The sequence below is a fragment of the Chitinophaga agri genome, assembly GCF_010093065.1.
Lineage (GTDB): Bacteria > Bacteroidota > Bacteroidia > Chitinophagales > Chitinophagaceae > Chitinophaga > Chitinophaga agri.
Genome location: NZ_CP048113.1, coordinates 4616753 through 4643508, shown reverse-complemented (window position 1 = coordinate 4643508; position 26756 = coordinate 4616753). Strand labels below are relative to the sequence as shown.

At 47.6% G+C, this 26756-nt stretch carries 10 protein-coding genes; 8 read left to right on the top strand and 2 right to left on the bottom strand.

All coding sequences use genetic code 11. From position 1 onward, the window contains the following. Positions 1 to 563: 563 nt before the first annotated feature. The 3 genes from GWR21_RS18400 (at position 564) to GWR21_RS18390 (ending at position 16965) form a co-directional block, all read left to right on the top strand. The gene (locus tag GWR21_RS18400) at positions 564 to 13847 is read left to right on the top strand and encodes a gliding motility-associated C-terminal domain-containing protein (protein ID WP_162333161.1); all 13284 of its coding nucleotides are present in this window, start codon (positions 564 to 566) and stop codon (positions 13845 to 13847) included. Positions 13848 to 13921: 74 nt separating this feature from the next. Continuing rightward, a complete protein-coding gene (locus GWR21_RS18395; RefSeq protein WP_162333160.1) occupies positions 13922 to 14932 on the top strand; it encodes a PorP/SprF family type IX secretion system membrane protein in 1011 nt (336 codons plus the stop codon). A gap of 17 nt (positions 14933 to 14949) precedes the next feature. Then, positions 14950 to 16965 (top strand): OmpA family protein, encoded by a 2016-nt coding sequence (locus GWR21_RS18390; RefSeq protein ID WP_162333159.1) that lies wholly within the window; start codon positions 14950 to 14952, stop codon positions 16963 to 16965. 169 nt (positions 16966 to 17134) lie between these two features. Here the strand turns inward: GWR21_RS18390 and GWR21_RS18385 are convergent, their stop codons facing one another. Then, positions 17135 to 17632: a hypothetical protein gene (locus tag GWR21_RS18385; protein ID WP_162333158.1), complete on the bottom strand. Its 498-nt coding sequence runs from the start codon at positions 17630 to 17632 to the stop codon at positions 17135 to 17137. Positions 17633 to 18040: 408 nt separating this feature from the next. Here GWR21_RS18385 and GWR21_RS18380 point away from each other — a divergent pair, with 408 nt between their 5' ends. Both GWR21_RS18380 and GWR21_RS18375 read left to right on the top strand, forming a co-directional pair. Beyond that, positions 18041 to 19453, top strand: coding sequence for an MATE family efflux transporter (locus tag GWR21_RS18380; protein ID WP_202928962.1), 1413 nt, complete (start codon positions 18041 to 18043; stop codon positions 19451 to 19453). A gap of 54 nt (positions 19454 to 19507) precedes the next feature. Next, positions 19508 to 20434, top strand: coding sequence for a PfkB family carbohydrate kinase (locus tag GWR21_RS18375; protein ID WP_162333157.1), 927 nt, complete (start codon positions 19508 to 19510; stop codon positions 20432 to 20434). 73 nt (positions 20435 to 20507) lie between these two features. On the opposite strand, the gene GWR21_RS18370 is transcribed toward GWR21_RS18375, so the two are convergent. Continuing rightward, on the bottom strand, positions 20508 to 21308 hold the full coding sequence (locus GWR21_RS18370; RefSeq protein ID WP_238429868.1) for a S1/P1 nuclease: 801 nt from the start codon (positions 21306 to 21308) through the stop codon (positions 20508 to 20510). A gap of 109 nt (positions 21309 to 21417) precedes the next feature. Between GWR21_RS18370 and uvrB the strand changes: the two genes are divergently transcribed. The 3 genes from uvrB (at position 21418) to GWR21_RS18355 (ending at position 26647) form a co-directional block, all read left to right on the top strand. Continuing rightward, a complete protein-coding gene (gene uvrB / locus GWR21_RS18365) occupies positions 21418 to 23472 on the top strand; it encodes an excinuclease ABC subunit UvrB (RefSeq protein WP_162333156.1) in 2055 nt (684 codons plus the stop codon). 438 nt (positions 23473 to 23910) lie between these two features. After that, positions 23911 to 25299 carry an ammonium transporter gene (locus GWR21_RS18360; protein ID WP_162333155.1) on the top strand — a complete coding sequence of 463 codons (1389 nt, stop codon included), beginning with the start codon at positions 23911 to 23913 and terminating at the stop codon, positions 25297 to 25299. A gap of 265 nt (positions 25300 to 25564) precedes the next feature. After that, positions 25565 to 26647 (top strand): porin, encoded by a 1083-nt coding sequence (locus tag GWR21_RS18355; protein ID WP_162333154.1) that lies wholly within the window; start codon positions 25565 to 25567, stop codon positions 26645 to 26647. Positions 26648 to 26756 lie beyond the last annotated feature (109 nt).

Here is a 26756-nt window from a genome sequence, read left to right as displayed (position 1 = left end):
ACTGTTTGATAATAAGCTGTGTTTGGCACAGTTGTAAGAAGTGAGCGGGATAGTTATCTTGATAACTATTTTTTTACGATATAATTAGTAGTGCTTACTTTTTAGTGCCTCCGGAATAGGTAGTATTACTTATAAAAAAAATGAGTAGCTGCATCAGAAATTATATAGCTCCTGATAACGAGCCTTTTCCCGTCTTAACGCACGTTATTATAATCATATTCGGCGATACCAGATCAATCTGGATAAAAATGAATGATGAATAATAATTGAATGAACAGAATGAACGGGATTTTATATACTGAATAAAAAGAACCTCTTATAAATCCTGCTCCCATACTACATTCGCTAAGTTGTTTTGGCATTCTTTTAACAAAACACTTATAAGGGACGACCTACATGTATTAGTGTATCCTGGAATTATCAACCTTCGTAGATCTTAACTCCTTATCCCAAGCTTCATAGCCTGCCTATACGAAAGAGTAAACCAGCATCCGTGGTACGATATGCTGTGCGACAAACTGTGAAAAACATACACGCTTTATAACCCGAACCAATTGATTGCTATGCATTTTAAAGCTACTCCTAAAAGCCCGTTAAGAGCTTTTATTCTTATTTTCTTTTGCCTGGTCTGGCTGGTTGGGTTACCGGTGAGTAAGGCTTCCCATGAGAAGCACCCTGTAACTACATCCGTTGTGACAAACGGAGCAACGGCCTGGTTGGACAATTATCTGTTGCATCATCCCTATGCTCCCCTGCTACCTGGCGCATGGCGCGGCAATGGCTCTTTTGCAGATGGCCCCTTATGGAGTTACGCAGGTAGCCAGTCCTTTGTCACCTTCGGTATAGCCTGTGCGTTATGCCGTGTTGACGATGGTGCCAATGCGATTGATGCTAATCCCAGCACTGCTGCGACACTCGTATTACCTGTGGGTGCTGCCGGCGGTGTGGGACTGAAACTAAAATTTGCCGGCAGTTATCAGATAGGTGACCAGGTAGCCTTCGACCTGGAGATCCCTGATCAGATCTATTCCCAGCAATTACTTTCTGCTCTTTCCGTTTCCTCCTTTAATGGAGGCATTCCCAATAATGATGCTACCCCGCTGAACAGCTCTCAGATCCGTCTCGATGTACTGGGACTCGGCCTGGGTTCTACTCCTAAATTCAGAGTAACAGCCCCTATCGCACATGCTTTTGACGAAGTGCAAATCAGCCTGTCTACATTGGTCAGCACCTTTACCACTCTCCGGGTATACGAAGCCGCGGCCTTTATTCCTGTAACCGTTAATCCGGCATCTCCGGCAATTACTACCGGTGGTACAGTGACCTTTTCTCCTGCTATCAGAATTCCTAACGCCACTTTTGCCTGGTACACCAGCCCCGAGGGTGGTTCGCCCGTCTTTAATGGCGCCGGGTTTACGACTCCTGCGCTGAAGCGTACCACGACTTACTATGTAGCTGCTACTAATCCGGTAGATGGACTGGTTAGTCCCGTACGTACGCCAGTTACTGTACGTGTGAGTGGTGGCGCAGGCCCTATATGGACATATGCTGACCAGCAGGTTAGTCCGGTAACAGGTGGTGTGGCCTGTGCATTGTGTTATGTAGACAATCCTGCTGCAGCTGTCGACGCAGATACTACTACCGCTTCCATATTACAATTGCCTGTAGGCGCGTTAACTTCAGTTGGACAACTGCTGAAATTTCCTGGTGATTATAAAGCCGGCGATAAGATCGTATTAGACCTCGACATTCCTGGTCAGATACTCTCCGCCGGCGCTTTGTCTGCTATTCAGGTACAAACATTTAATAACGATGTAGCCAATAACGATGTCATTAACCTTGGTGTAGGTAGTGTGCGTGTGGATGCACTTGGTATTGGCAGTACCTCTAAATTCCGTGTCACCATCCCGGTCACCAAAGATTTTGATGCTGCACAAGTTAGTCTGACAACTGCTTTTGCAGCTTTCGGCGCTTTACGCATATATGAGGCTGCCGCTGCCATTCCGGTAACGGTGACCCCTGCTGCCCCACTGATCACTGCTGGTAGCAGCGTAACTCTTGCTGCTGGTACAGACGCCCGTGTATCCGGCCCTGTATTCAGATGGTACACTTCTCCTACGGGAGGAACGCCTGTGGCGACGGGCAATAATTTCCCTACTCCTCTACTGAACCGTACGACTACCTATTATGCGGAAGCATTTAGTCCTTCAGATAATCTTAGCAGTTATGTACGTACGCCTGTTACAGTAAAAGTGGCTGGTGGTCCGGGTACTATCTGGAGCTATGGCCAGGAACAGGAAAGTCCCTTCACAACCGGTGTCGCCTGTGCTGCCTGTGCCGTCAGTACACCTGCTGCTGCCGCAGATGGTGATACGACAACTGCAGCTACCCTCACCGTGCCTTTAGGACTGGCAGCCACTGTAGGCCAGCTGGTAAAACTGCCTGGTGTATATCAGGCGGGAGACAGCATTGTCCTCTTCCTGGAAGCACCTACGGAAAATCTGGCGGCGGTTGTATTGCCCAGAGTGCGGGTAACGACCTATAACAATAGTATCGCCGGTCCGGCAGCATCAAATAATGACCAGATAAGTCTGAATGCACCGACTGTAAAACTGCAGTTACTGGGAGCAGGACTGAACAATGCCCGTAAGTTCAGGGTAACCATTCCTGCTACGAAGACATTTGATGGTGTACAGGTAGATTTTGGTGGGCTGGTAGGTGTATCGGGCGACCTGAAATTATATGAGGTAGCAGCGATGATCCCGGTATCTGTGTTGCCTAATCCTGCAAAGACAGCTTATAATACAGGGGCCACACTTACGCCTTCCATCAGGATCAGTAATCCTACATTTAACTGGTATACCACTCCTATAGGTGGTTCTCCTGTTTTCTCCGGTGGAGGCGCTTTTACCACACCTGCATTGATCCGCAATACGACTTACTATGTGGAAGCAGAAGATCCGGCTGGTACGACCAGTCTTGTAAGAACAGCAGTACCTGTAACTATTGGTGGTGGTACCGGTCCGCTGTGGACGTATGGTACCAGCCAGAATGGGCCGGTTACAGGCGGTGTGGCGTGTGCCCTTTGTACTATTACGGATCCGGCATTTGCGGCTGATGGTGATTCCACTACCGCATCAAGATTAGTACTGCCTTTAGGGCTGGCTTCTACGCTGGGACAAAAGATCAATTTCCCCGGTATTTATCACAGTGGTGATAGTATTATCCTGATATTAGGCAGTAAGTCGGACTTCCTGGCTGATGCCGCTGTGCTGGGTAGTATTAAGGTAACTACCTCACTGAATAATGTAAGTAACAACGATCCTGTTACTTTAAATAGTCCTTTGTTGAATGTCAACCTGCTGCAAACACAGGGAGAGATCAACAAATTCCGCATTGCCATACCTGTGTCTAAAACTTTTGATGCGGCACAGGTAGATATCAGCAGTCTGCTGTCACTGGATAATACACTGTATATCTATGAGGCGATTGCCATGACACCAGTAACTGTTGCCCCTAGTCCGGCCACTATTACTACAGGACAAACGGCTACCCTGAATGCTTCTCTCCCCAGCATTCCAGGTGTGATCTTTAACTGGTATGAGACAAAAGAAGGTGGTTCTCCTGTTCATACGGGCAGTAGCCTGACTACGCCTCCGTTATTTGCAGACAAAACCTACTATGTAGAAGCTGTTTCTCCTGCTGATGGCCTGATCAGCATTCAGAGAACGGCCGTAGAGGTAGATGTAAATGGCGCTACTGGTAATGGCCCTCTAAGCTGTAGCGGTGCACAGACACAAAGCAGCGGTACAGGTGGTCTGGCCTGTCTGCTGTGTGGTACTAATAATCCTGGTCTGGCTGTTGATAATGATCCGCTCACTGCTTCTACCATCCGCCTGGGTGTTGGAGCACTTGGATATGCATACCAGGATCTGATACTTCCTGTAAAAGGAAAAGCGGGAGATTCTATCCGTATTGGCCTTGGTACGACGACCGGTCTGCTGGACCTGAAAGTACTGGGTGGCATTGGTATCGGTCTTGGAAATGGTGCACGCCCTGCTGATGCAGAGATGGCTGGTATTTCTGCCCCCTTGCTAACCATCCGTTTGCTGAATGGTGTACAGCAGAACGCCTACACTTTTGTAGCCAATAAAGAATTTGACAGAGTTGAAATAAGGGTGAATGCAGTAGTAGGCGCCCTGTCATCCATAAATGTATACTATGCACAGGTGGTAACACCTGTAGTAGTACCTGCTGTGGCTACCGCATATGTATGTACAGGTAGCCCTGCTACCCTTACCGCTACGGCCCCTGCCGGTTATACCTATCGCTGGTATACTTCCTACACAGGTGGTTCTCCGGTGGGTTATGGTGCTACATTTATTACGCCTGCTATTACAAAAGACACCACCTACTTCGTAGAAGCTGCCGGCGCTGATAGTTGCGGTAGCGAAAGACGTACACCTGTTCAGGTAAAGACGGGTTTACCTGGTGTTACTGTTACGCCTTCTTCTGCCTCCGTTGAAGAGGGAACAACGCCTACCTTTAATGTCGTTTCTCCGAATGCAGGGTATCAGTATAACTGGTATAGTGTACCAACAGGTGGTACGCCTGTGTTTGTGGGTACGCAATTTACCGTGCCGCCGGTAACTGGTAATGTTACTTATTATGCAGAAGCCGTATTGGCAGGGAATGCTACCTGTCGCAGCCTGCGTACGCCTGTATCTGTTACATTGAATGGTGACGGCGGGCCTGCTGATCCGGGAGATATTGATTGTGGCGGAGCGACCAGTCAGACAACGGCCACAAGCGGCATCTGTGTAGGTTGCTATGTAGAGAAGGCGGATTCCGCTGTGGATAACAGCTCGAGAACGGCATCTGTGATTCATACCATCCTTGGTGTAGGCGCTAATATTCAGCAATCCCTGATCTTCTCCGGCCAGGGTGTGAAAGGTGACAGTATCCGTATTAAACTGGGCTTCCCTACCGGCCTGACCGACCTGAGTTTATTATCAGGTATTCAGGTATCTTCTTCCAATGGAGGTACACTAAATACGGATGAGGTAACGCTGAACGGAGCAACCCTGAACCTGCAGTTACTGAATGGTAACAGGGACCTGATCTATTCTTTCGCGCCGGGTGCGGCTTTCGACCGTGTAAATATTAAGCTGAATGGTGTGGCTACTGCGCTGTCAGCACTCAAGGTATATTCCGCACAGATCTTTGCGGGTACGCCGACTGTTGAAAAGGATACCGTTTACATCTGTCAGGGTAGCACAGGAATACTGCGCGCTACCGGGCCAGGTGCTACATTCCGTTGGTATAATCAACCTGCAGGCGGTACCGTACTGGGTACGGGTGCTACCTTCCAGGTGAGCGATGTGGCGAATGCCATCTATTATGTTGAATCTATTTCTTCCTCCGGATGTGTAAATCCTGTGAGGAAAGCGGTATATGTGATCGTAGGTCTGCCACAGCCACTGGTAACTCCAGCCGTGAGGACTATTAATGTCGGGCAGACAGCCACGTTCACCGTTACCAGTCCAAACCCTGCTTATCAGTATAACTGGTATGATGCTCCTGCTGGGGGCAATGTAGTGCGGAGCAATTCTCCAACCTTTACAACGCCGGCGCTGTCAGCTGCTGCTGTGTACTATGTAGAGGTGAGAGATCCTGCGAATAATTGTACCAGTCCTGCACGTACCAGGGTACAGGTAGATATTAACCTGCCTACTGAACCTACACCATGTAGCTATGCGAGGCAGCAGGTAAGTCCGGTGATCTCCGGTGTGTGTCTGTTATGTGCTGTTGCAGATCCTGCGCTGGCTGTTGATGATAATTCAAATTCAGCTTCCACTATTACAGCTACAGTTGCAGCATTAGGATATGTTGGTCAGCTCCTGCAGTTTGATAATACATATCCTGCCGGCGATAGTGTAACCCTGGACCTGGAAATTCCTGGTCAGCTGGCAGATGCAGCATTATTGGGTGGTATCAGACTTGAAACCTATAATGGTAGCACACCAAATGCAGATGCTATCTTCCTGAATAATACAATTGCACATGTAGTGCTGCTGAATACAGGTAATAAGTTCCGTGTAACTGTACCGGTGTCCAAAGCATTTAATGGTGTAATGGTAAGTATCAACGGTGTGCTGGCTGCACTTACAAGTGTGAAAGTATACTTTGCGGCAGTCGTTACGCCTCGTCCGGTAGTGACAATTGCCAATGTTGACGTATGTAGTGGCAATACAGCGACACTGAATGCTACTGCCAGCAATGGTGCTAACCTGGCCTGGTACACAGTAGCTGTTGGCGGTACGCCGGTTCAGACGGGCGCTACCTACACAACAGGGGCACTGACTGCTTCTGCTACCTATTATGTGGAAGCAGGCCGCTTCGGTTGTGCTAATCCGACAAGAATACCGGTAAGGGTAAATGTGGGTGCAACACCAGCTGCTCCTACTGCTCCTGGCAGATCGGTTTGTACTGGTAGTCCTGCTACCCTGCTGGCAACCGCTCCTGTTGGTGCCACCTTCCGCTGGTACACAGCCGCTGTCGGCGGTACGCTGCTGGCATCAACAGCAAGCTACACGACCAATGCGCTGACAGCAGATACTGCTTTCTATGTTGAAGCTGACAATAATGGTTGTAAGAGCACGACAAGGACCAGGGTACCGGTGACTGTAAGTCCGGCGCCTGGCACACTGACGGTCACTCCGCTCACCACCGCTGTAAGTGTTGGACAAGGAGCCATCTTCACTGCATATGCGCCTGGTGCCAATGTGACATACAAATGGTATAACGCGGCTGGTGATTCTATTTTTACAGGTGCAGTATTCAACACTGGTCCATTGTCTGCGACTACTGTATTTTCCGTATCCGCATCTACTCCGGGTGGTTGTATAAACGGGCCAAGAGTGTCTGTTACAGCTACTGTCATCCCCGGTAATAACGACATCCCTTGTGATGCCGCTACCAGCGAGCAGAATAGTGCTAATGGTGTATGCATTGGTTGTTATGTCGAAAATCCGTCTCTCGCAGTTGATAACAGCACCGCTACTAAATCTACCCTGCATGTGGCGCTGGGACTGCTGAACGCTTATGTGCAACAGTCACTGGTGTTCCCGCAGATCAGTGAACTGAATGACAGTACAGTCATTGCCCTGTCGTTCGATGCTGCTCTGGCGGATATCGGACTGCTCTCCACAATAGAAATAGGCTCCTTTAATGGTGCTGCTTCCAATAATGATTTCGTTGCCCTGAACAGCCCACTGGTGAAAGTATCACTGTTGGGTGGTAATCAGCAGGCACTTGTAGGTTTCAAACCTAAAGCCCTGTTCGACAGGATCGTTGTACGCCTGAATTCCGGTGTGGCAACGGCCCTTAGCGCAGTAAGCGTAAATTTCGCAAGCCGTGTCGCAGGCCTGCCTGTAGTACAGGCAGATACTATCTGTGCCGGCAACCGTGCAACACTGACAGCCGGAGGTCCTGCGAATGTATCTTTCCGCTGGTATACGACATCTACCGGTGGTACTGCTATCTTCACGGGTGCAAGCTTCCAGACACCTGCGCTGACTGCTAATACTACTTATTATGTAGAGGCCGTGAAGACAAGTCTGAACTGTCCCAACCTGCAACGCGTGCCAGTGACGGCTGTCGTTGATGCTGTACCTGATGTACCGGCACTCGACACGACTGCTCTGACCATCTGCAGTGGCAGCACGGTTACATTCAGTGTGAAACCGGTAACAGGTGTTACCTATCGTTGGTATACAGCACCAACTGGAGGTACAGCCTTCTTTACCGGTAATAGTTATACAAGTCCTGCATTAACTGCTACAACAGTATATTATGTTGAGGGGTCCAATAGTACAGGATGTGCCAACACAACACGTACAAGGATAACAGCTAATGTGATCGGTCGTCCGGGTGTACCGGTGGTAACACCAGCCAGCGATACGATCTGTGCAAACAACAGTACACAACTGGTGGCCACTTCCACAACGCCAGGAGTGACCTTCCGCTGGTATACTGCTGCAACAGGTGGTACTCCCGTGTTCGAAGGGGCATCTTTCCAAACGCCTGTACTGACGGCTACAACTACTTATTATGTAGAAGCGGTGGTGGGTACATGTAACAGCACGACAAGAACGGCTACTACCGTAACTGTAAATGTGGTACCTGCTGCGCCGACTGTAACAACTGTACCAGCGAATGGCCAGGTGGTATCCGGTCAGACCGCTGCGCTGACAGCCACTTCCTCAACGCCTGGCGTAACCTACGCCTGGTACACAGTGCCTACTGGTGGTAGCGCTGTCGCAACAGGTGCATCATTCACAACACCTGCATTGACAAGTAATATCACTTACTATGTAGAAGCTGTTGCGAATACGGGCGGTTGTCCAAGCCAGCGTACAGCAGTACCGCTGACTGTAAGTGTATTGCCAAATACAGCCTGTGACTTTGCGAACGCGCAAACAAATAGTACAACTGCCGTCTGCGTACTCTGCTCCGTACAGGATGCAGCCAATACAACAGATGCAGATCTTAATAACTTCTCTGTATTGTCAGTGCCACTTGCCGCAGGCAGTGGTAGTGTACAGCAAAGCCTCATCTTCCCTGACGTAGCTCCGGCTGGTGATAGCGTACGCATTACCCTGGAACTGCCGGCTCAGGTCGTGGACGCTGGTCTGCTGAGCTCATTGGAAGTATCCAGCTTCAATGGTGCGACGGCTAATAATGATGCTGTACTACTGAACAATAGTAGTGTAAGCGTACGTCTGCTTACAGGCACAAGTAAATTCACTGTAGCATTTGCACCAGGAGCCGCGTATGACCGCGTGCAGGTACGCCTGAGAGCAGGCATTATTGCAGCACTGGTAAAAGCGAATGTCTATTATGCTACAAGGCAGGTATCTGCGCCGAATGTAGCCATACGTAACGTGACTATTTGTAGCGGCACTACCGCATCACTGTCTGCAACGGCCACTGCTGGAACAACACTGGAATGGTACACCGCATCAGTAGGTGGCCAGAAAGTGGGAGAAGGTGCAAGCTTCACAACGCCTCAGCTGACTGCTACAACTACTTACTACGTACAAAGTGTAAGGACCAGCAATAATTGCGCGAATCCGAACAGGGTATCTGTAACAGTAAGTGTAGTGCCTGGGCTTGTGGCACCATCTGTTACAAATGCAAGCATCTGTGCTGGTCAGCCAGCTACCCTGACTGCCACTGTAACAGGTCAGAACGTTCAGACCCGCTGGTATAGTGCGCCGACAGGTGGTACCCTGCTATTCACAGGTACTACTTATGTCACTAATGCACTGAGTGCCGATACAGCGTTCTATGTAGAAACAAGCAATGGAACCTGTACGCTGTCATCCAGAGTAAGAGCGACAGTAACAGTAGGTGCAGGTGCGCCTACTCCGCTACTGGAAGCTGCTAACGTTGATGTCTGCGCGGGTAACCCGGCTATCTTCAGAATAGCATCTCCGGTAGCAGGTGTTACCTACAGATGGTACAGCGCGCTCACAGGCGGTACATTGTTAACTACAGCTACAACCTTTACTACGCCTAATCTTTCCGCAACCACTGTCTACTATGTGGAAGCAATTAATACTGTATCACAATGCGGCACAGGCAGTGCAAGAATATCCGCTACTGCAGGTGTAGTCCAGAACCCAGGTACCCCTTCCGTACAAAGCGCGAGCGTACAGGTATGCGCCGGTCAGGATGCAACACTGGCGGTACTGAATCCTCAGGCAGGATTGACCTACCAGTGGTATACCGCCGCTACAGGTGGTACACTGATACAGTCAGGAGCAACCCTGGTGATCAGGGCCGCTACTGCAAGTGCAGACTACTATGTACAGGCGGTGAACAGCAATGGCTGTATCAGCACAGGTGCACGTACGAAGGCCAGCGTGGTGGTAACACCGGCGCCAGGTACGCCTACAGTAGTTGCCTCGGCTGTAAATGTATGCCGTGGTAATACTGTGATACTGTCAGTACGTCCAGGCGGCACCTTCACCTATCGCTGGTATACTACGCCAACAGGTGGTACGCCGGTAGGAAATGGTGTAAGTTTCACTACACCTGTTCTGACGGCAGACACTGATTACTATGTGGAGGCTGTGGGCGGTAATTGCAGCAGTGCTGTAAGAGCGAGGGTAAGTGTATTGATCACTGAGCCGGCCCCTGCTCCAACACTCGAATCTGATAATGTAAATGTCTGCACAGGTGCATCTGCCACCCTGCGTGTCACATCACTTACAACAGGTATTACCTACAATTGGTATACAACGGCTACAGGTGGTACACCGGTATTTACTGGTCCTGAGTTTACTACGCCTCAGCTGACAGCAACAACTGTCTATTACGTAGGTGCCGTAAATACCGCATCTGGTTGTGGTGGTACAGCTGCAAGAGTGGCTGCAACGGTGACAGTGGTGCCAAGACCTGGTACACCTGCAGTAGTCGCCAATAATGTGGAGGTATGTACAGGTCAGAACGCAAGTCTGTTTGTTCAGAATCCACAGAATAATATCACTTACCAGTGGTATGATGCTCCAACCGGCGGTACATTGGTATTCACTGGTGCGGTGTTCGTAGTAAATAGCGTAAACAGCAGTACCACTTACTATGTGCAGGCGGTGAATGCGAACGGCTGTGCCAATGCAGGTGCACGTGTCGCTGTAGCTGTCACAATAGTGCCTCCTCCTGCCACACCAGTCGTGGTATCCAATATTACGGTATGTCCGGGTACAGCTGCTACGCTGTCCGTACAGAATCCAAATGCATTGTACACATATACCTGGTATACTACTGCAAATGGTGGTACTGCCGTGGGTAATGGTGCGAACTTCACAACACCGGTGATCAATGCAACGGCTACTTACTATGTAGCAGCATCCAATGGTAACTGTAGCAGTGCAACAAGAGCGGGTACAACCGTTACGCCGTCCAGCGCTCCTCCGGTTCCAACCCTGGAAGGGAATAATGTAAATACATGTGCGGGTGGTAATGCCACACTGCGTGTCACCTCTACAACTACAGGTGTGACTTATAACTGGTACACAACAGCTAATGGCGGCACATCTGTATTTACCGGTGCTGAGTATGTGACACCAACGCTCAATGCAAGCACTACCTACTACGTACAGGCGGTGAGCACAAACAGCCAGTGTGCTGGTACAAGTGCAAGAGTGGCTGCCACTGTCACCATAGTGCCAAGACCTGGTACACCAGTCGTAGTGAGCAATAGTGTAGATGCATGCGCTGGTCAGAACACGGTACTGTTTATACAGAATCCGCAGAATGATATCGCTTACCAGTGGTATGATGCGGCTACAGGTGGTACACAGGTATTTACCGGTCCTGTATTTGTGGTAAATAGCGTCACAAGCGATATTACATACTATGTACAGGCCGTCAATGCAACTGGCTGCGCGAATGCAGGCGCCCGCGTCGCTGTAGCTATCAATGTAGTGCCGGTTCCAACAGCTCCTGTAGTTGCCTCCGATGTGACTGCATGTCCGGGTACTGCCGCTACGCTGTCCATACAGAATCCAAACGCCGCATATACTTATAACTGGTACACAACAGCTACGGGCGGTACGCCGGTTGGTACAGGCGCAAGCTTTACAACTCCTGTTCTCAATGCAACGACCACTTACTATGTGGAAGCAACCAATGGTAACTGTAGTAGTGTGACAAGAGCAGCGACAACTGTCACGCTCTCCGGCACAATTCAGGACCCTGTTCTTGAAGCTAATAATGTAGGCATCTGTACAGGTGGTAGCGCTACACTGCGCGTCACTTCTACTACCACAGGTGTGACTTATAACTGGTACACGGCAGCTACCGGCGGTACATCAGTATTTACCGGTCCTGCGTTTGTGACGCCAAATCTCAATGCAAGCACTACTTACTATGTAGAGGCGGTGAGCACAAACAGCCAGTGCGCTGGTACAAGTGCAAGAGTGGCTGCTACGGTTACGGTAGGACAGTCTCCTGCGGTACCGGTACTGACAGCAGGAAACGTAAGGGCATGTGCCGGTCAGGATGCAACCTTCTCTGTACTGAATCCACAGGCGGGTATAGACTATCAGTGGTTTGATGCAGCAAGCGGTGGTACGCTTGTATTCACAGGCACTACATTTACTGCAACAGCTGTAACAGCGAATATAAACTACTATGTACAGGCAGCTTCCGGCTCTACCTGCGTAAGCACGGGCCGCGCCACAGCAAGTATTGTAGTAGATGCCGCTGCACCGACACCAGATGTGACTTCTGTTAATCTGGTAACATGTATAGGCGGTACGGCTACACTCAATGTGCTCAATCCGGTTGCATCACTGACCTATCGCTGGTATGATGCGCCTGCCAATGGTACCCTCCTGGCTACTGGTCCTGAGTATACAACTGCTGCTATTAACAGTAATACCACCTTCTATGTGGAAGCGCTGAATGGTTCTGGTTGCCCTAGCCAGGCAAGAAAAGGAGTGACAGTGACTGTCGTAAATACGATCAGTGCGCCACTGGCAGATGGAGCTACTATCTGTGCAGGCACTTCTGCCCTGCTTTCTGTGAAAGATCCGCAGCCAGGCATTAGTTACAAATGGTATGAAGCAGCAGTGGGTGGTACGCCTGGATTTACCGGCGCAGACTTCACAACGCCACAGCTGACCACAGGTATGACCTACTACGTAGAAGCGTCTTCCGGTGGGTGTGTAAGTCAGAGCCGTACAATTGTGCAGGTAAATGTGAACCCTGCTCCGGCGACACCTGTAGTAGCGAATGCATCTGTCGCAACCTGTCAGGGTGAAACAGCAGTGCTGAGTGTACAGAATCCTAACGCCGCACTGACCTATCGCTGGTTTACAACACCAACAGGCGGTACTGCGGCGGGTACAGGAAGTTCGTTCACGACGCCTCCGATCAATGCAAATGTGACCTACTATGTTGAAGCACTGAATACTTCTGGTTGTGCAAGTCCGACCCGTACGACAGTAAATGTAACGGTAGGCGCTCCACCAAGTAATGCAACAGTAACCGGCAATGAAGCAGGTATTTGTCCTGGTGGTACAGCAACGCTTACGGCAACTTCAACTACTGCGGGTGCAAGCTTCCGCTGGTATACAACGGAAACGGGAGGTACGCCGGTAGCGACTACAGCTGCGTTCACTACCCCTGCGCTGAATGATAATACGACCTACTACGTAGAAGTAGTCACAACAGGTGGTTGTGCCAGCACAAGCAGGATCGCAGTACAGGTGAATATCCTGCAGCCGCTGGATGCACCGGTAGTAACTGTCAGCGATACCGAAGCTACGTCAGTAACCTTCCAGTGGACTGCTGTTCCGGGTGCAAGTGCTTACCAGGTAACACTTGACAATGGTACAACGTATATCCAGCCAAGCTCGGGCGCGAATGGTCTGACACATACCATCGCTGGTCTGCAACCCACCCAGGCTGTGACTATCCGTGTAAGAGCACTGGGTGATAATGAATGTGAAACAAGTGCACTCTCTGCAGCGGTAACAGGTACAGCTGAAAATCCACAGGGTAACAGAATTTTTGTACCGAACCTTTTCACGCCAAATGGTGATGGATTCAATGATGTACACTTCGTGTATGGTAATACCATCGCTAATGTGGTTGTCAGATACTACAACCAGTACGGTCAGCAGATCTTCGAAACCAAAGACCAGCGTATCGGATGGGATGGTACAGTGAATGGACGTCAGCAGCCTCTAGGTGTATACATCTGGGTACTGCGTGCCACACTCCAGGATGGTTCTGTTGTTAACATGAAGGGTACCGTCACTATTGTCCGCTAAACGATCAGAAAAATATACAGGCCGGGATAGTCTCCTGTCCCGGCCATTCCTTAAAAAAGTTAAAAAGTCTTCCTATGAAGAATAAGAATATACTTTTTGTTCTCGGAACTGTGCTGGTCACGTTGTTACCAGGTTGGGCAAAAGCACAGGTAGATCCTCACTTTTCCCAGTATTATGCTTATCCTATGTGGCTGAATCCTGCACTGACAGGTATTGTTGATGGCGACTACCGTGTAAGTGCCAATTACCGAAACCAGTGGGTGAATATAGGCAAGCCATTTTCTACTACCGGGGTGTCATTTGATGCTGCTCTGCCTAATAATATCGGCGGAGGTATTAACATCACTAATATGTCTGCTGGAGATGCCGGATACAACTATCTCAATGCAATGGCAAGCATGTCTTATCGTGGCGTACGCTTCGGAGAGACCGGTACCAGCCAGCTGGTATTTGGTATACAGGCTGGTATGATCAACCGTAAGATAGATCCGGCGAAATGGCAACTGGGTAGCCAGTATGATCCTGTGTTGGGATTTGACCCTGCTAAACCAAGTGGTGAGAATATCAATACGACTTCGTCTAATGTATTCGACGCTGCTGCTGGTGTAATGTTCTTTGACGGAAACCCTAATCATCAGTTTAATCCTTTTGGCGGCTTCTCTGCCGGCCATCTCACCCAGCCTAGCGATCCTTTTGTATCAGGCGATAACAGGCGTTTGCCTGTAAGATATCTTGCACATGGCGGTACCCGTATTAAACTGAATAATATTTTCAGCCTCACTCCCCACGGCCTGTATATGCGTCAGGGTAATGCACATGAAACGGTTGTCGGCATTTACGGACAGGCTTTTCTGAATGAAGAGTTTGATTTCCTGCTGGGAGCAAACTACCGTGTAAATGACTCTGCTATTCCATTCGCTGGTTTCCACTTTAAAAGCTTTGTATTGGGACTCAGTTATGATGTGAATACTTCTAATCTAAGAAGGTTAGTGAATGGCAGTAACAGCTTTGAACTATCCTTATCCTTCATAAGCCGTAAAAAGAAAGTTTACTCTGAGGAAAACTTCTTTTGCCCGCGCTTGTAAAAACAAAAAATACACGGATGAAAAAAAATGTACGCTATTGGCTGGTTATCGCATTACTATGGACTGTTAGTACCGCAAAAGCGCAGTATGTATACGATTATAAGCGGACCGCTGATATTTACTTTGAAGCAAAAGATTACTACTCCGCTGCTCAGTATTACAACAGGGCATTAGGTACTTTTAAGATAAAACCCGAGCAGATCCTTCCTTACACGGTAGAATTGCGTGGTAAAGAGTCTGGAAAACTGAAAGACTACGAAACGGTCATTTACAGACTGGCCGAGTCCTACAGGAACTACAATGATTTCGGTAACGCTGAGAAATATTACGAACAGGTGGTAGGGTTTAATAACACGACATTGTTCCCGCTGGCCCGTTTCTGGTATGGCGTATCTCTCCGCGCTAATGGTAAGTATTCGCTTGCACTGGAACAATTCAATAAGTTTAAACAGGAATATACGAAGGTGGATGATATCAGTGCCAGGGCTTCCCTGGAGATAGCAAGCTGTGAGTTTGCCGTATCAGAAGCAAGCAGACTTCCTGGTTACATTATCAGTAAGCTATCCGGTGACGTGAATGCGGGTGGCGCGAACTACGCTCCTGCTGTGTTGGGAAAGAATATGCTTTTATACACATCTTCCCGCCCGGATAGCAGTGATCTGGAAAAAGAAAAGAAGTCTAAAAAGGTCAATCCTTATGTGAATAATCTTTTCATTGCAACCGGCGATGGCAGCAATTTTAGTAACAGTCGTCCTGTCAATATTCCTGAAGCCAAAGGCATTGATCAGGGGGTAGCTGCTACAAGCCCTGATGGCAATGCCATCTATCTGACCAGATGGACGACCAAAAATGGTGTAAAGGCGGCTGCTATCTATATCAGTACACGCAAGGGCAGCGAGTGGGAAGAGCCAAAGGCACTGGGACCTAATGTAAATGTAGACGGTTATAGCTCCATGCAGCCTTTCTTGACGGCTGACGGTAAGTATCTTCTCTTCTCTTCCAACAGGCCGGGTGGCATGGGGAAAAATGATCTTTGGTTCTGTACCCTGGAAAATGGTACAATCGGAGCGGCTAAGAATTTTGGTACCAACATCAATACCCGTGATGAAGAGCAGGCGCCCTTTTATGATGGGGAAAAAAGATCACTTATTTTCAGTACAGATGGTCGTGTGGGCCTGGGTGGACTGGACTTCTTTCTAAGTGAAGGTGATTTCAGCAGCTGGACAGCGCCTAAGAATATGGGCGCGCCACTGAACTCTCCTAAAGATGATATTTACTTTGCAGCGTCTGACAGCGAACATCCGATGGCAGGTGGATTCATCAGTTCTGACAGGGAATCAGTATGCTGCCTGGAGGTATTCACAATTAAGAAGATCTCTAAAACGGTGAATGGCCTGGTGCTGGATTGTGATGGTGATCTGCCGTTAACGGGTGCTAAAGTGACGCTGCTGGATACGATCGCACACCGGGTGTTACAGCAGGTGACGCTCGATGAAACAGGCCGTTACCGCTTTGAGGTAGAACCACTGAAACACTACAAGATCATGGCAGAGAAAGAGAATTACTTCTCCAAAGCAATCTATGTAAATACAGATAATCTGACAAAAGTTGATTCTCTTGTAAACCAAACTATATGCCTGAAGCGTTATGAAATAGGAAAGCCTATTATCCTGAAAGATATCTACTATGATTTCGATAAGGCAACGCTTCGTTCGCAGTCACTGGTCGTGCTCGATACTGTTGTTTCAATTATGCAGGATAATCCAAATATCATTATTGAAATGAGTGCGCATACAGACAGTAAGGGTAAAGATGATTACAATATGAAGTTGTCTCAGAAACGTGCACAATCCTGCGTAGATTACCTTATCAGCAAAGGGATCTCCAGCGATCGTATGATCGCAAAAGGTTATGGGGAGACAAGGCCGATAGCACCTAACACACTGCCAAATGGTAAGGATAATCCGGAGGGCAGGCAGCTTAACAGAAGAACAGAATTTAAGGTGTTGCGCGTCACGCAGTTGAGTCAGTAATGTGGACTTCTTTATAAAATCGGTTTTTCCGATCCACGGATTGGAGCCATATCCTAAAATACGACGAAGACCATCATAATAATGGCCGGATAATTATCCGGCCATTATTACATTTAGTTGAACCAGTGAGTCTCTTAATTTCTTACATCAAGTATAAAAAACTGTATAATTACTGTGCAACGCTTTTCAGGATGTTACCGATAGCGATTACGCTGTCTTTACCAGCTTTATAGTAAACTTTAGAGAATGCGTCGATCTTAACAGCACTGTCAAAATTGAATTTGCGTGTAGCACCACCAACGGTTACAGAGCTAACTTTATTCCAGATAACTTTGGTAGCTTCAGCACCATTACCCAGGATGGTGTCTTTAGCCAGTGTATCAGCTTTAGGAGCTGCAACACTACCGCGGATCAGGTAGAACGGATGTTTGATATCTTTGGCAGAAGCTTTCAGAACGATGGCCAGGTTTACACTGCTGTCAGCGTTTTCAGACAGAATGATCGAACCAACCTGAGTGGCATCAGTAGCGCTTTTAGACAGTTTGTATTCTTTTGTACGGGTTGCCGGAGTTGGATTATCATCATCATCGCTGCAAGCTGCAAAAGTAATACCCATAGCAAGGGCTAATGCTCCCATTTTAAGAGCATGTTTTTTAATCGTAAGCATGGTTTCCGTTTAATTTAAGTTTTTAGAACTTAGGTTTCCGTATTTTAACTACAATAATGGTTTCTCAGCGCTGAGGGCATTAGTTAAACGAGGTCGTTAAAGAAAAGTTACAAGCACTGTAAAAAAATTATTTAATGTGTTGTGGTCATGCGGTGAACTCTTTACCCGTACTGATGTTGAACCAATTTTAAAAATGTTTTCCGGATGATGAATGTTGCCACAGCTTTTATAAAAAAAATGGCCCGTTTGAAAAAACATCTTTAGTTTTGTAGCCTACAATCTAAGCTTCATGAAAATCATAATGTAATACCTGGTCCTTCCAGGTTACCCCACGCCACTTAGTTATGCATGTACTATCAACTACAGTACAGGCAATTCTCATTTTTAATTGTTTCAATAAATTTTACTATGCAGCATACGCAGGCCAGTTCCCGCCTGGGCAAGTTATTACGGCTGTTTGTTACTGCCGTGTCAGGCACAGAAAAAGAATTTACCAGTGGTAATATCAATCGTGCCATCTTCTTACTATCTGTTCCCATGATACTGGAAATGGTGATGGAATCACTGTTTGCCGTGGTGGATATATTTTTTGTCAGCAAATTAGGTAAACATGCCATCACTACTGTTGGATTAACGGAGTCCATGATGACATTGGTATACACAGCCGCATTTGGTCTAAGTATGGCTGCTACCGCCGTTGTAGCACGCCGCACTGGCGAAAAAGATGGCGACGCCGCTGCGCATACCGCCGTGCAGTCGTTGTATGTCGCGTTCGCGCTGGCGGCACTTATTGCGGTGATCGGCGTCGTGTTTGCCCCGGAGATACTCGCCTTAATGGGCGCTTCTGCTGATGTGATAGATAACGGTCACATGTATACGCGCATCATGCTTGGAAGTAATCTGATCGTGATATTGCTGTTTCTTATCAATGGTATCTTCAGAGGTGCCGGTGATGCCGCAGTGGCAATGCGTTCCTTATGGATAGCCAATATCCTGAATATCCTGCTTTGTCCACTTTTGATCAATGGACTGGGTCCTTTACCTGCGTTAGGGTTAAAAGGCGCCGCCCTGGCCACCACCATTGGCAGGGGAACCGGTGTATGTTATCAGCTGTATCACCTGTTCGGAGGGAAGGGGCTGATTAAGATCACACGCAGGCATATTATGCCGGATGGAGGCGTCATTATGCGTTTGCTGAAGATCGCTGCTGGCGGAACAGCACAGTTACTGATCAATACTGCCAGCTGGATTTTCCTGGTAAGGCTTATTGCCCGTTTTGGAGAGGATGCCGTTGCTGGTTACACCATAGCTGTCCGTATCATTATTTTTACCCTGTTGCCTGCTTCGGGCATGGCCAATGCCGCTGCTGCACTGGTGGGACAAAACCTGGGCGCAGGACAGCCCGAAAGAGCGGAAACCTCTGTATGGAGGGCGGCCTTCTTCAATATGGTCTTTCTGGGACTGGTATCTGTCTTTTTTCTGCTCGCAGCAAGACCTATTGTCCTGTTGTTCACTCAGGATGCAAGCATCATCAGTTATGCTGCACAGTGCTTACAGCTGGTCAGTATAGGCTATATCTTTTATGCCTATGGGATGGTGCTGTCTCAGTCTTTTAACGGAGCGGGTGATACACGCACGCCTACCCTGATCAACCTTGTGGGCTTCTGGATGCTGCAGGTGCCTATGGCCTGGGTACTGGCTGTCAACTATAATATGGGGCCGGCCGGCGTCTTCTGGGCCATTGCCATCGCTGAATCCTGTGTGGCGGTCGCCTCAATATTTATATTCAGGAAGGGATGGTGGAAGCGCGTAAAAGTTTAGTTACATTTGCGCTGTTTTATTTTTACGCAACTAAACCCAATAAAAAGAATAAGCATGTCGCTAACTGTTGTAGGTACGATGGCGTTCGATGATATTGAAACGCCCTTTGGTAAATCCGGAAGAATCATTGGTGGTTCTGCCACTTATATTGCATGGGCCGCTTCTAACTTTGTGAAGCCCATTAATCAGGTATCTGTGATCGGAGGCGATTTCCCGCAGGAAGAACTGGATGCATTGACTGCCAAAGGCGTAGCGTTAGACGGTGTGCAGGTGAAAAAAGACGAGAAGTCTTTCTATTGGGCAGGTAAATACCACATGGATATGAACACCCGTGATACACTGGCGACTGAGCTGAACGTACTGGGTGAGTTCCAGCCTGAAATTCCAGACTCCTATCAGGGTAGCGAGTTCCTGATCCTGGGTAACCTGACTCCTCAGGTACAGCTGAGTGTAATAAAACAAATGAAAACAAGGCCTAAACTGATCGTAATGGATACCATGAACTTCTGGATGGAAGTGGCTATGGACGATCTGAAAAAGGTACTGAAAGAAGTAGATGTTCTCCTCGTAAATGATGGTGAAGCACGTCAGCTGACAGGCGAAGTATCCCTGGTAAAAGCTGCCCGTACTATCCTGACTACAATGGGACCAAAATACCTGATCATCAAGAAAGGTGAGCATGGCGCCCTGCTGTTCCATGAGAATCACGTGTTCTTCGCTCCTGCCCTGCCACTGGAAGAGGTATTTGACCCGACCGGCGCCGGCGATACTTTTGCTGGCGGCTTTATCGGCCACCTGGCGAAAACTAAGGATATCTCTTTCGAAAACATGAAGACTGCCATTATCGTAGGTTCTGCCATGGCTTCCTTCTGCGTTGAACGTTTCGGTGTAGGCCGTCTGCGTGAGATCAGCCAGGACGATATCAGCGCCCGCCTGGAGCAGTTCGTACAGCTTGTAAATTTCGATATTGACCTGATCTAGTCAGACAGTATAAGCTATAAAGGAAAAAGCATCCGCGACTGCGGATGCTTTTCTTTTTTATACTAGTAACCCATTACTTGTAGATCTGATTCAGGAGCGCTGCCAGTCGCAGACCTCCCTTTAACAGCTGACGGTTTACATCAGCAATAAACCAGTAGTTATAACGGTAACTCAACTTATCATTTGCATGCGTCAGCGAGTATACTTTGTTTGACAACTGATTAGAATCATACATCCAGTCGCCTATGCTGCCACGCTGTAAGGTACGAACTTCTTTCGCAGATGCAGTATCCAGGGCCTGGGTATATTCTGTATAACTGAGCTGCTGAAATTCTATCAGCTGCTCGTCCCATACGCGGTGGAGGTTGCTCTGTTTGTCAAACCACATGACCGGTATCTTATTGCCTCCCTGGTCTTCGTCACGACCAATGTGCAATGGCTGGTGCATATCTCCTACCATATGTATCAGGAATGTCAGTGCGAACACTTTGTCAGCCTTCGATATGGTTGGGTCTTTCAGTTTTTTGATACAGGCTTGCGTCTGCGCATACAGGTTCTCGCCAGTAGCATGCGCTTTCAATATTTCATCAAACTGCTCACGGCTGCTGTTAGCAGGAAAGTCCAGGTAGTGCCAGGGAGAGGTGTGATCATATTTATGAGTAGTGTCCGACTTGATGAAATCAGGCCAGTTCGCTACCATGGCCATACTCTGAGGACCAAGCAGGGCTGTAATGGCTTTGCGTGCCTGTGGACTAAGATGACGGCTGGCTATCTCAGCAACCACCCGATGGCCTGTGACGCCCCAGGCAAAGCCCGACATGGGAATCAATGGCAATATGACACCCAGTAAAACATGGTACAATTTTTTTAGCATAGAACACGTAAAGATTAAGTATTACAAGTGTATAAAGGTGAGCCAGTTTTTTCAATTGAAAAAGCGCTCTCTTATAATTTGTACATTTGATAACGCCATAAATCAAGATATGTCTTTTAAGATAAATGCACCATACGCTCCTGCGGGCGACCAGCCAACAGCTATACGCCAGCTTGTAGAAGGTATCCAGGATGGAGTACCGGCCCAGACATTACTCGGGGTAACGGGTTCCGGTAAAACATTTACCGTTGCAAACGTTATCCAGCAGGTACAACGGCCTACGCTCGTACTGACACATAACAAAACGCTGGTAGCACAGCTGTACGGTGAGTTCAGGCAGTTCTTCCCGGATAATGCCGTGGAATACTTTGTTTCCTATTATGACTACTATCAGCCGGAGGCTTATATGCCTGTCAGTGATACCTATATAGAAAAAGATCTGTCTATTAATGAAGAACTGGATAAGCTGCGACTCCGTGCTACCACCAGCCTTCTTTCAGGACGGCGAGACATTATTGTGGTAGCCAGCGTCTCCTGTATATACGGTATGGGTAACCCTACCGACTATGAAAACGGTATTATCCGTTTGCATAAGGGGCAGACCATCGCACGTAATACCGTGCTGCATGGTCTGGTCAATTCCCTCTATACCCGTACCACAGGCGATTTTAACCGTGGTAATTTCCGTGTAAAGGGGGATACGGTAGATATCAATCTGCCATATGTTGATTTTGGATATCGTATTACCTTTTTCGGAGACGAGATCGAGGAAATAGAAAGCTTTGATGTCCAGAATGGCAAACGCATCGGTATCATGGAAAATGCGGCCATCTTCCCTGCCAATCTCTATATAGCACCCAAGGATATGATGGCGCAGATCACTTTCGAGATCCAGGACGAACTGGCTGCCCAGGTAGAGTATTTCCGTTCCATCGGTAAACACCTGGAAGCACAGCGCCTCTCTGAGCGGGTCAATTATGACCTGGAAATGATCAGGGAACTGGGCTATTGCAGCGGTATCGAAAACTATTCCCGTTTTCTGGACCGGCGTGCCCCAGGTACCCGACCTTTCTGTTTGCTGGACTACTTCCCTAAAGATTACCTGCTGGTGATCGATGAAAGCCACGTCACCATTCCACAGATCGGTGGTATGTATGGTGGTGACCGCTCACGCAAGCTTACGCTGGTTGACTATGGTTTCAGATTGCCATCTGCAATGGATAACCGTCCGCTGAACTTCTATGAATTTGAGAACCTGGTGAACCAGGCCATCTTCGTTAGTGCTACTCCCGGCGACTACGAACTGCGGCAAACTGAAGGCGTAGTGGTGGAGCAGGTGGTCAGACCTACCGGACTGCTGGAACCTCCTATAGAGATAAGGCCCAGTGTAAATCAGGTGGATGACCTGCTGGACGAGATTGACAAACGTGTACAAAAAGGCGGCCGTGTACTGGTAACTACCCTGACCAAACGGATGGCAGAGGAAATGGATAAATACCTGCATCGTATTAATGTAAAGTCCCGTTATATTCACTCCGAGGTAGATACACTGGAAAGGATAGAGATATTGAGAGATCTGCGTCTTGGTAATATAGATGTACTGGTGGGTGTCAACCTGCTTCGTGAGGGACTTGACCTTCCTGAAGTGACACTGGTAGCCATCCTGGATGCGGATAAGGAAGGCTTCCTCCGCGATGAACGCTCCCTGACACAGACGGCGGGCCGTGCGGCGAGAAACGCGGAAGGACTGGTGATCTTCTATGCAGATAAGATGACTGACAGTATGCAGCGAACAATAGATGAAACAGACCGCCGCCGTGAAAAGCAGATCGCTTACAACGCTCTTCATAATATTACACCTAGAACGGTGCTGAAAAGTAAGGAGCAGATCATGGGGCAGACAGCCGTACTGGAAATCAAGCAGTTCGATGAGAACTCTCCTTACGCGGTGCACGATGAAGTGTCGCTGGTAGCAGAAGATGCTATGGGATACGCTAAACAGGAAGCTGTAACAGCTAAAACTATCCCGCAGATGGAGAAAGCAATTGGCAAGGTGAAGAAGGATATGGAGAAGGCTGCCAGGGATCTTGACTTTATGGAAGCGGCCCGTTTACGCGACCAGATGTTCGCAATGCAACGTGAATTAGAAAGTATGAAGCAATAATACCGCAGTAAGGGTGATTTATATGTCCCAGATCATAAAATTCACATTGAATTATTTTTAATATATCGATAATATTCAACGAAAGGTGCACACCTAGTAAAATCAGCCTAATATTTAATGGGCTGATTTTTATTTTATTATGGCCTATATTACATATTTGCAGTAGCAACTGTCTCTCCCATGTTAGAAAATTGTTAAACGCCAGCTCGCTGCTTGTGTAAGTTATTGATATATAAATATTTAAGGCTGGTGTATGCGTACCTTTGAGGCACTTCTAACTACAAAAAGTAGTATTTATATTATAAATAATAATAATATAGTTAATTTTTGCCCCAGTATCCCATATTTTTCTTCAATCATTTCTATTTTTTACCTTTTCTATTTGATGAATTGAATATCCTTCATACTTTTATTGAAGAAATTTAAAAATCAATTGCTATGAAGAAAACATCCTTTCAAGACTATTTGCCCTTCATTATGCTGGCTTTGGTCTCGATAATTGCACTTTTCATTCCGGGCGAGCTTCCTTTTGCCGATCCTGAGGGTAAGTACAATTATGGTGATATTGCCTGGATTCTGGTGGCTTCCTGCCTAGTATTCCTGATGACACCAGGATTGTCATTCTTTTATGGTGGTATGGTGAACCGTAAGAACGTCATCTCAACACTGGTTCAAAGCTTCATCGCTACCGGTGTAGTGAGCATCGTCTGGGTAGCTGTTGGATTCAGCTTATCCTTCGGTAAATCAATAAATGGTCTGATTGGTGATCCTTCAACCTTCCTGTTCTTTAAAGGGGTGCCTTCCGGCCAGCCATGGTCTCTCGCCGGCACTATTCCTTTACTGCTATTCGCCCTCTTCCAGATGAAGTTCGCGGTGATCACGCCTGCCCTGGTTGTAGGTGCTGTTGCGGAAAGGATCCGTTTTACGTCTTATGTATTATTTATGGTGTTATTCAGCCTGCTGGTGTATGCGCCAATCGCACACTGGACCTGGCATCCTGATGGTATCCTGTTCAAAATGGGGGTACTCGACTTCGCAGGTGGTACTGTGGTACACATCTCTGCTGGTTGCGCTGCCCTTGCTGGTGTACTGGTACTAAAACGCCGTAAAGACCATATTGAAAAGAAAGAACTGCAACCTGCTAATATCCCTTTCGTATTGTTAGGTACAGGTTTACTGTGGTTCGGCTGGTTCGGTTTCAACGCAGGTTCTGCCCTGGGTGCTAACGGCCTTGCTGCTTCTGCTTTCGCTACTACTAATACTGCTGCTGCTGCTGCTGGTCTGTCCTGGATCTTCTTCGATGTGATCCGTGGCCGTAAAGCTTCTGCGCTCGGTTTCTGTATCGGTGCTGTTGTAGGTCTGGTGGCTATTACCCCTGCTGCTGGCTTCGTAGGTATCCCACAGAGTATCATGATCGGTTTCGCTTCTGCAATCGTATCTAACCTGGTGGCCCACTACAAATCCAAAACAGCGATCGATGATACACTCGATGTATTCCCTTGCCATGGTATCGGTGGTATGGTGGGTATGTTACTCACAGGTATCTTCGCCAGCAAAAATGTAAACGGCGCCATCAGCGATGGTCTGTTCTACGGTGGTTTTGAACTCTTCAAAAACCAGGTGATCGGTCTTGTGATCGTAGTAGTATACAGCTTCACTGTGTCATACGGTATCTTCAAGCTGATCAACTTTATCCACCCACTGCGTGTAAGCGAAGAAGAAGAAGAACTGGGTCTGGATGCTACACAGCACAACGAACAGTATCACCCTGCAATGCTTAGTGTACACAACAACGGTGCACTGAAAGAAGAGCAGATCATACAATAACAAGCCACAATAAAGAGATTAACATCGTTTGATACCCTCAAGACTGAATAGCTAATAATTATACTGGGAATAAAAGACGTAGACAGTATTACATTTTATCAACCAGGATTTTTATCAACCAATTTCTATTATTCCATGTGAAATTTACCTCCCGGTTAATTATTAGCTATTCTTTCCCCTTCATTTTTCCGGCTATAGAACAGAGCGAGCAAGGAACTACGATTCAATAACATACGCACACCATTTATCAACCAAATTTGACTGCATGAAAAAAGTTCTATTGGTAGCATTTGCTGCCTGCCAGGGATTTATTGCCCATTCCCAGACTGCTGCCGATACCGCGAAAGCCCCACTGGTAAAGATTTCGGGTTCTGCGGATGTTTATTATAGGTATGATTTCAATGGCAATAACACCAACAACAAAACCAGTTTCACAAACTCACATAATAGCTTTGAACTGGGCATGATCTCTCTGAAAGCCGAACATGAATTTAAGAAGGGAAGTATAGTAGCGGATCTCGGTTTCGGTAAAAGAGCTGCTGAATTTTCCTATAACGAGACTACTGATAAAACAAATACTGCTGAATTACTCATCAAACAGCTGTACGTTGGTTACCAGGTCATGGATAAATTAAAAGTAAGTATGGGTAGCTTTGGTACACACATCGGCTACGAACTCCTGGATGCCTATCTGAACAGGAACTACAGTATGAGTTATATGTTCAGTAACGGTCCTTTCTTCAGTACCGGCATCAAAGCGGATATTACTATTAATAGCGCCTGGACCGCGATGATCGGCTTGTTCAATCCTACTGATTTTAAGTCTGCCTCCTGGACTAATAACAAATATGTAGGCGCACAATTAGGCTATTCCTCTACCGCAGCACCACTTAAACTCTATCTCAACTACCTGGAAGGTAAAGACACCACTGGCGTACAGAACCATCAGATCGACTTTGTGGCCACCTATCAGATCAATTCTGTGCTGGGCCTCGGTTATAATGGTACTGTCTCCACCTATAATAACACCCGTGAGAAAGAACCTGGTGAAACGGCTAAACAGTGGTGGGGCTCTGCAGTGTATATCAATGTTGACTTCTCCGATAAACTGGGACTGACCCTCCGTGGTGAATATTTTGATGACAAGGACGCTCTGAAAACCTTCGCCGCTGCAGGTGGCGGACACGTTGTAGCAGGCACGCTCTCCGTGAACTATAAGGTCGGTAACCTTACCATTGTACCTGAATTCAGATTAGATAAAGCATCTGTTGATATCTTCAATAAGAAATCAGGCGCACCTGTAGGTACGCTGCCCGCTGCGTTGCTGGCTGCAACCTATCATTTCTAGTACGCAAAACATATTAACTGCGCTCTTCGTTCCCGGTTTTCAGCCGGGAATGAAGAGCATAGTGCATTTGTAGAATACTGGACTGTAGAAAATAATTTTTATATTTTGT

Excerpts from the sequence above, each read along its gene's own strand:
- GWR21_RS18400 (WP_162333161.1), top strand. The coding sequence starts at position 564 with ATGCATTTTAAAGCTACTCCTAAAAGCCCGTTAAGAGCTTTTATTCTT.
- GWR21_RS18395 (WP_162333160.1), top strand. The coding sequence starts at position 13,922 with ATGAAGAATAAGAATATACTTTTTGTTCTCGGAACTGTGCTGGTCACG.
- GWR21_RS18390 (WP_162333159.1), top strand. The coding sequence starts at position 14,950 with ATGAAAAAAAATGTACGCTATTGGCTGGTTATCGCATTACTATGGACT.
- GWR21_RS18385 (WP_162333158.1), bottom strand. The coding sequence starts at position 17,632 with ATGCTTACGATTAAAAAACATGCTCTTAAAATGGGAGCATTAGCCCTT.
- GWR21_RS18380 (WP_202928962.1), top strand. The coding sequence starts at position 18,041 with ATGCAGCATACGCAGGCCAGTTCCCGCCTGGGCAAGTTATTACGGCTG.
- GWR21_RS18375 (WP_162333157.1), top strand. The coding sequence starts at position 19,508 with ATGTCGCTAACTGTTGTAGGTACGATGGCGTTCGATGATATTGAAACG.
- GWR21_RS18370 (WP_238429868.1), bottom strand. The coding sequence starts at position 21,308 with ATGCTAAAAAAATTGTACCATGTTTTACTGGGTGTCATATTGCCATTG.
- uvrB (WP_162333156.1), top strand. The coding sequence starts at position 21,418 with ATGTCTTTTAAGATAAATGCACCATACGCTCCTGCGGGCGACCAGCCA.
- GWR21_RS18360 (WP_162333155.1), top strand. The coding sequence starts at position 23,911 with ATGAAGAAAACATCCTTTCAAGACTATTTGCCCTTCATTATGCTGGCT.
- GWR21_RS18355 (WP_162333154.1), top strand. The coding sequence starts at position 25,565 with ATGAAAAAAGTTCTATTGGTAGCATTTGCTGCCTGCCAGGGATTTATT.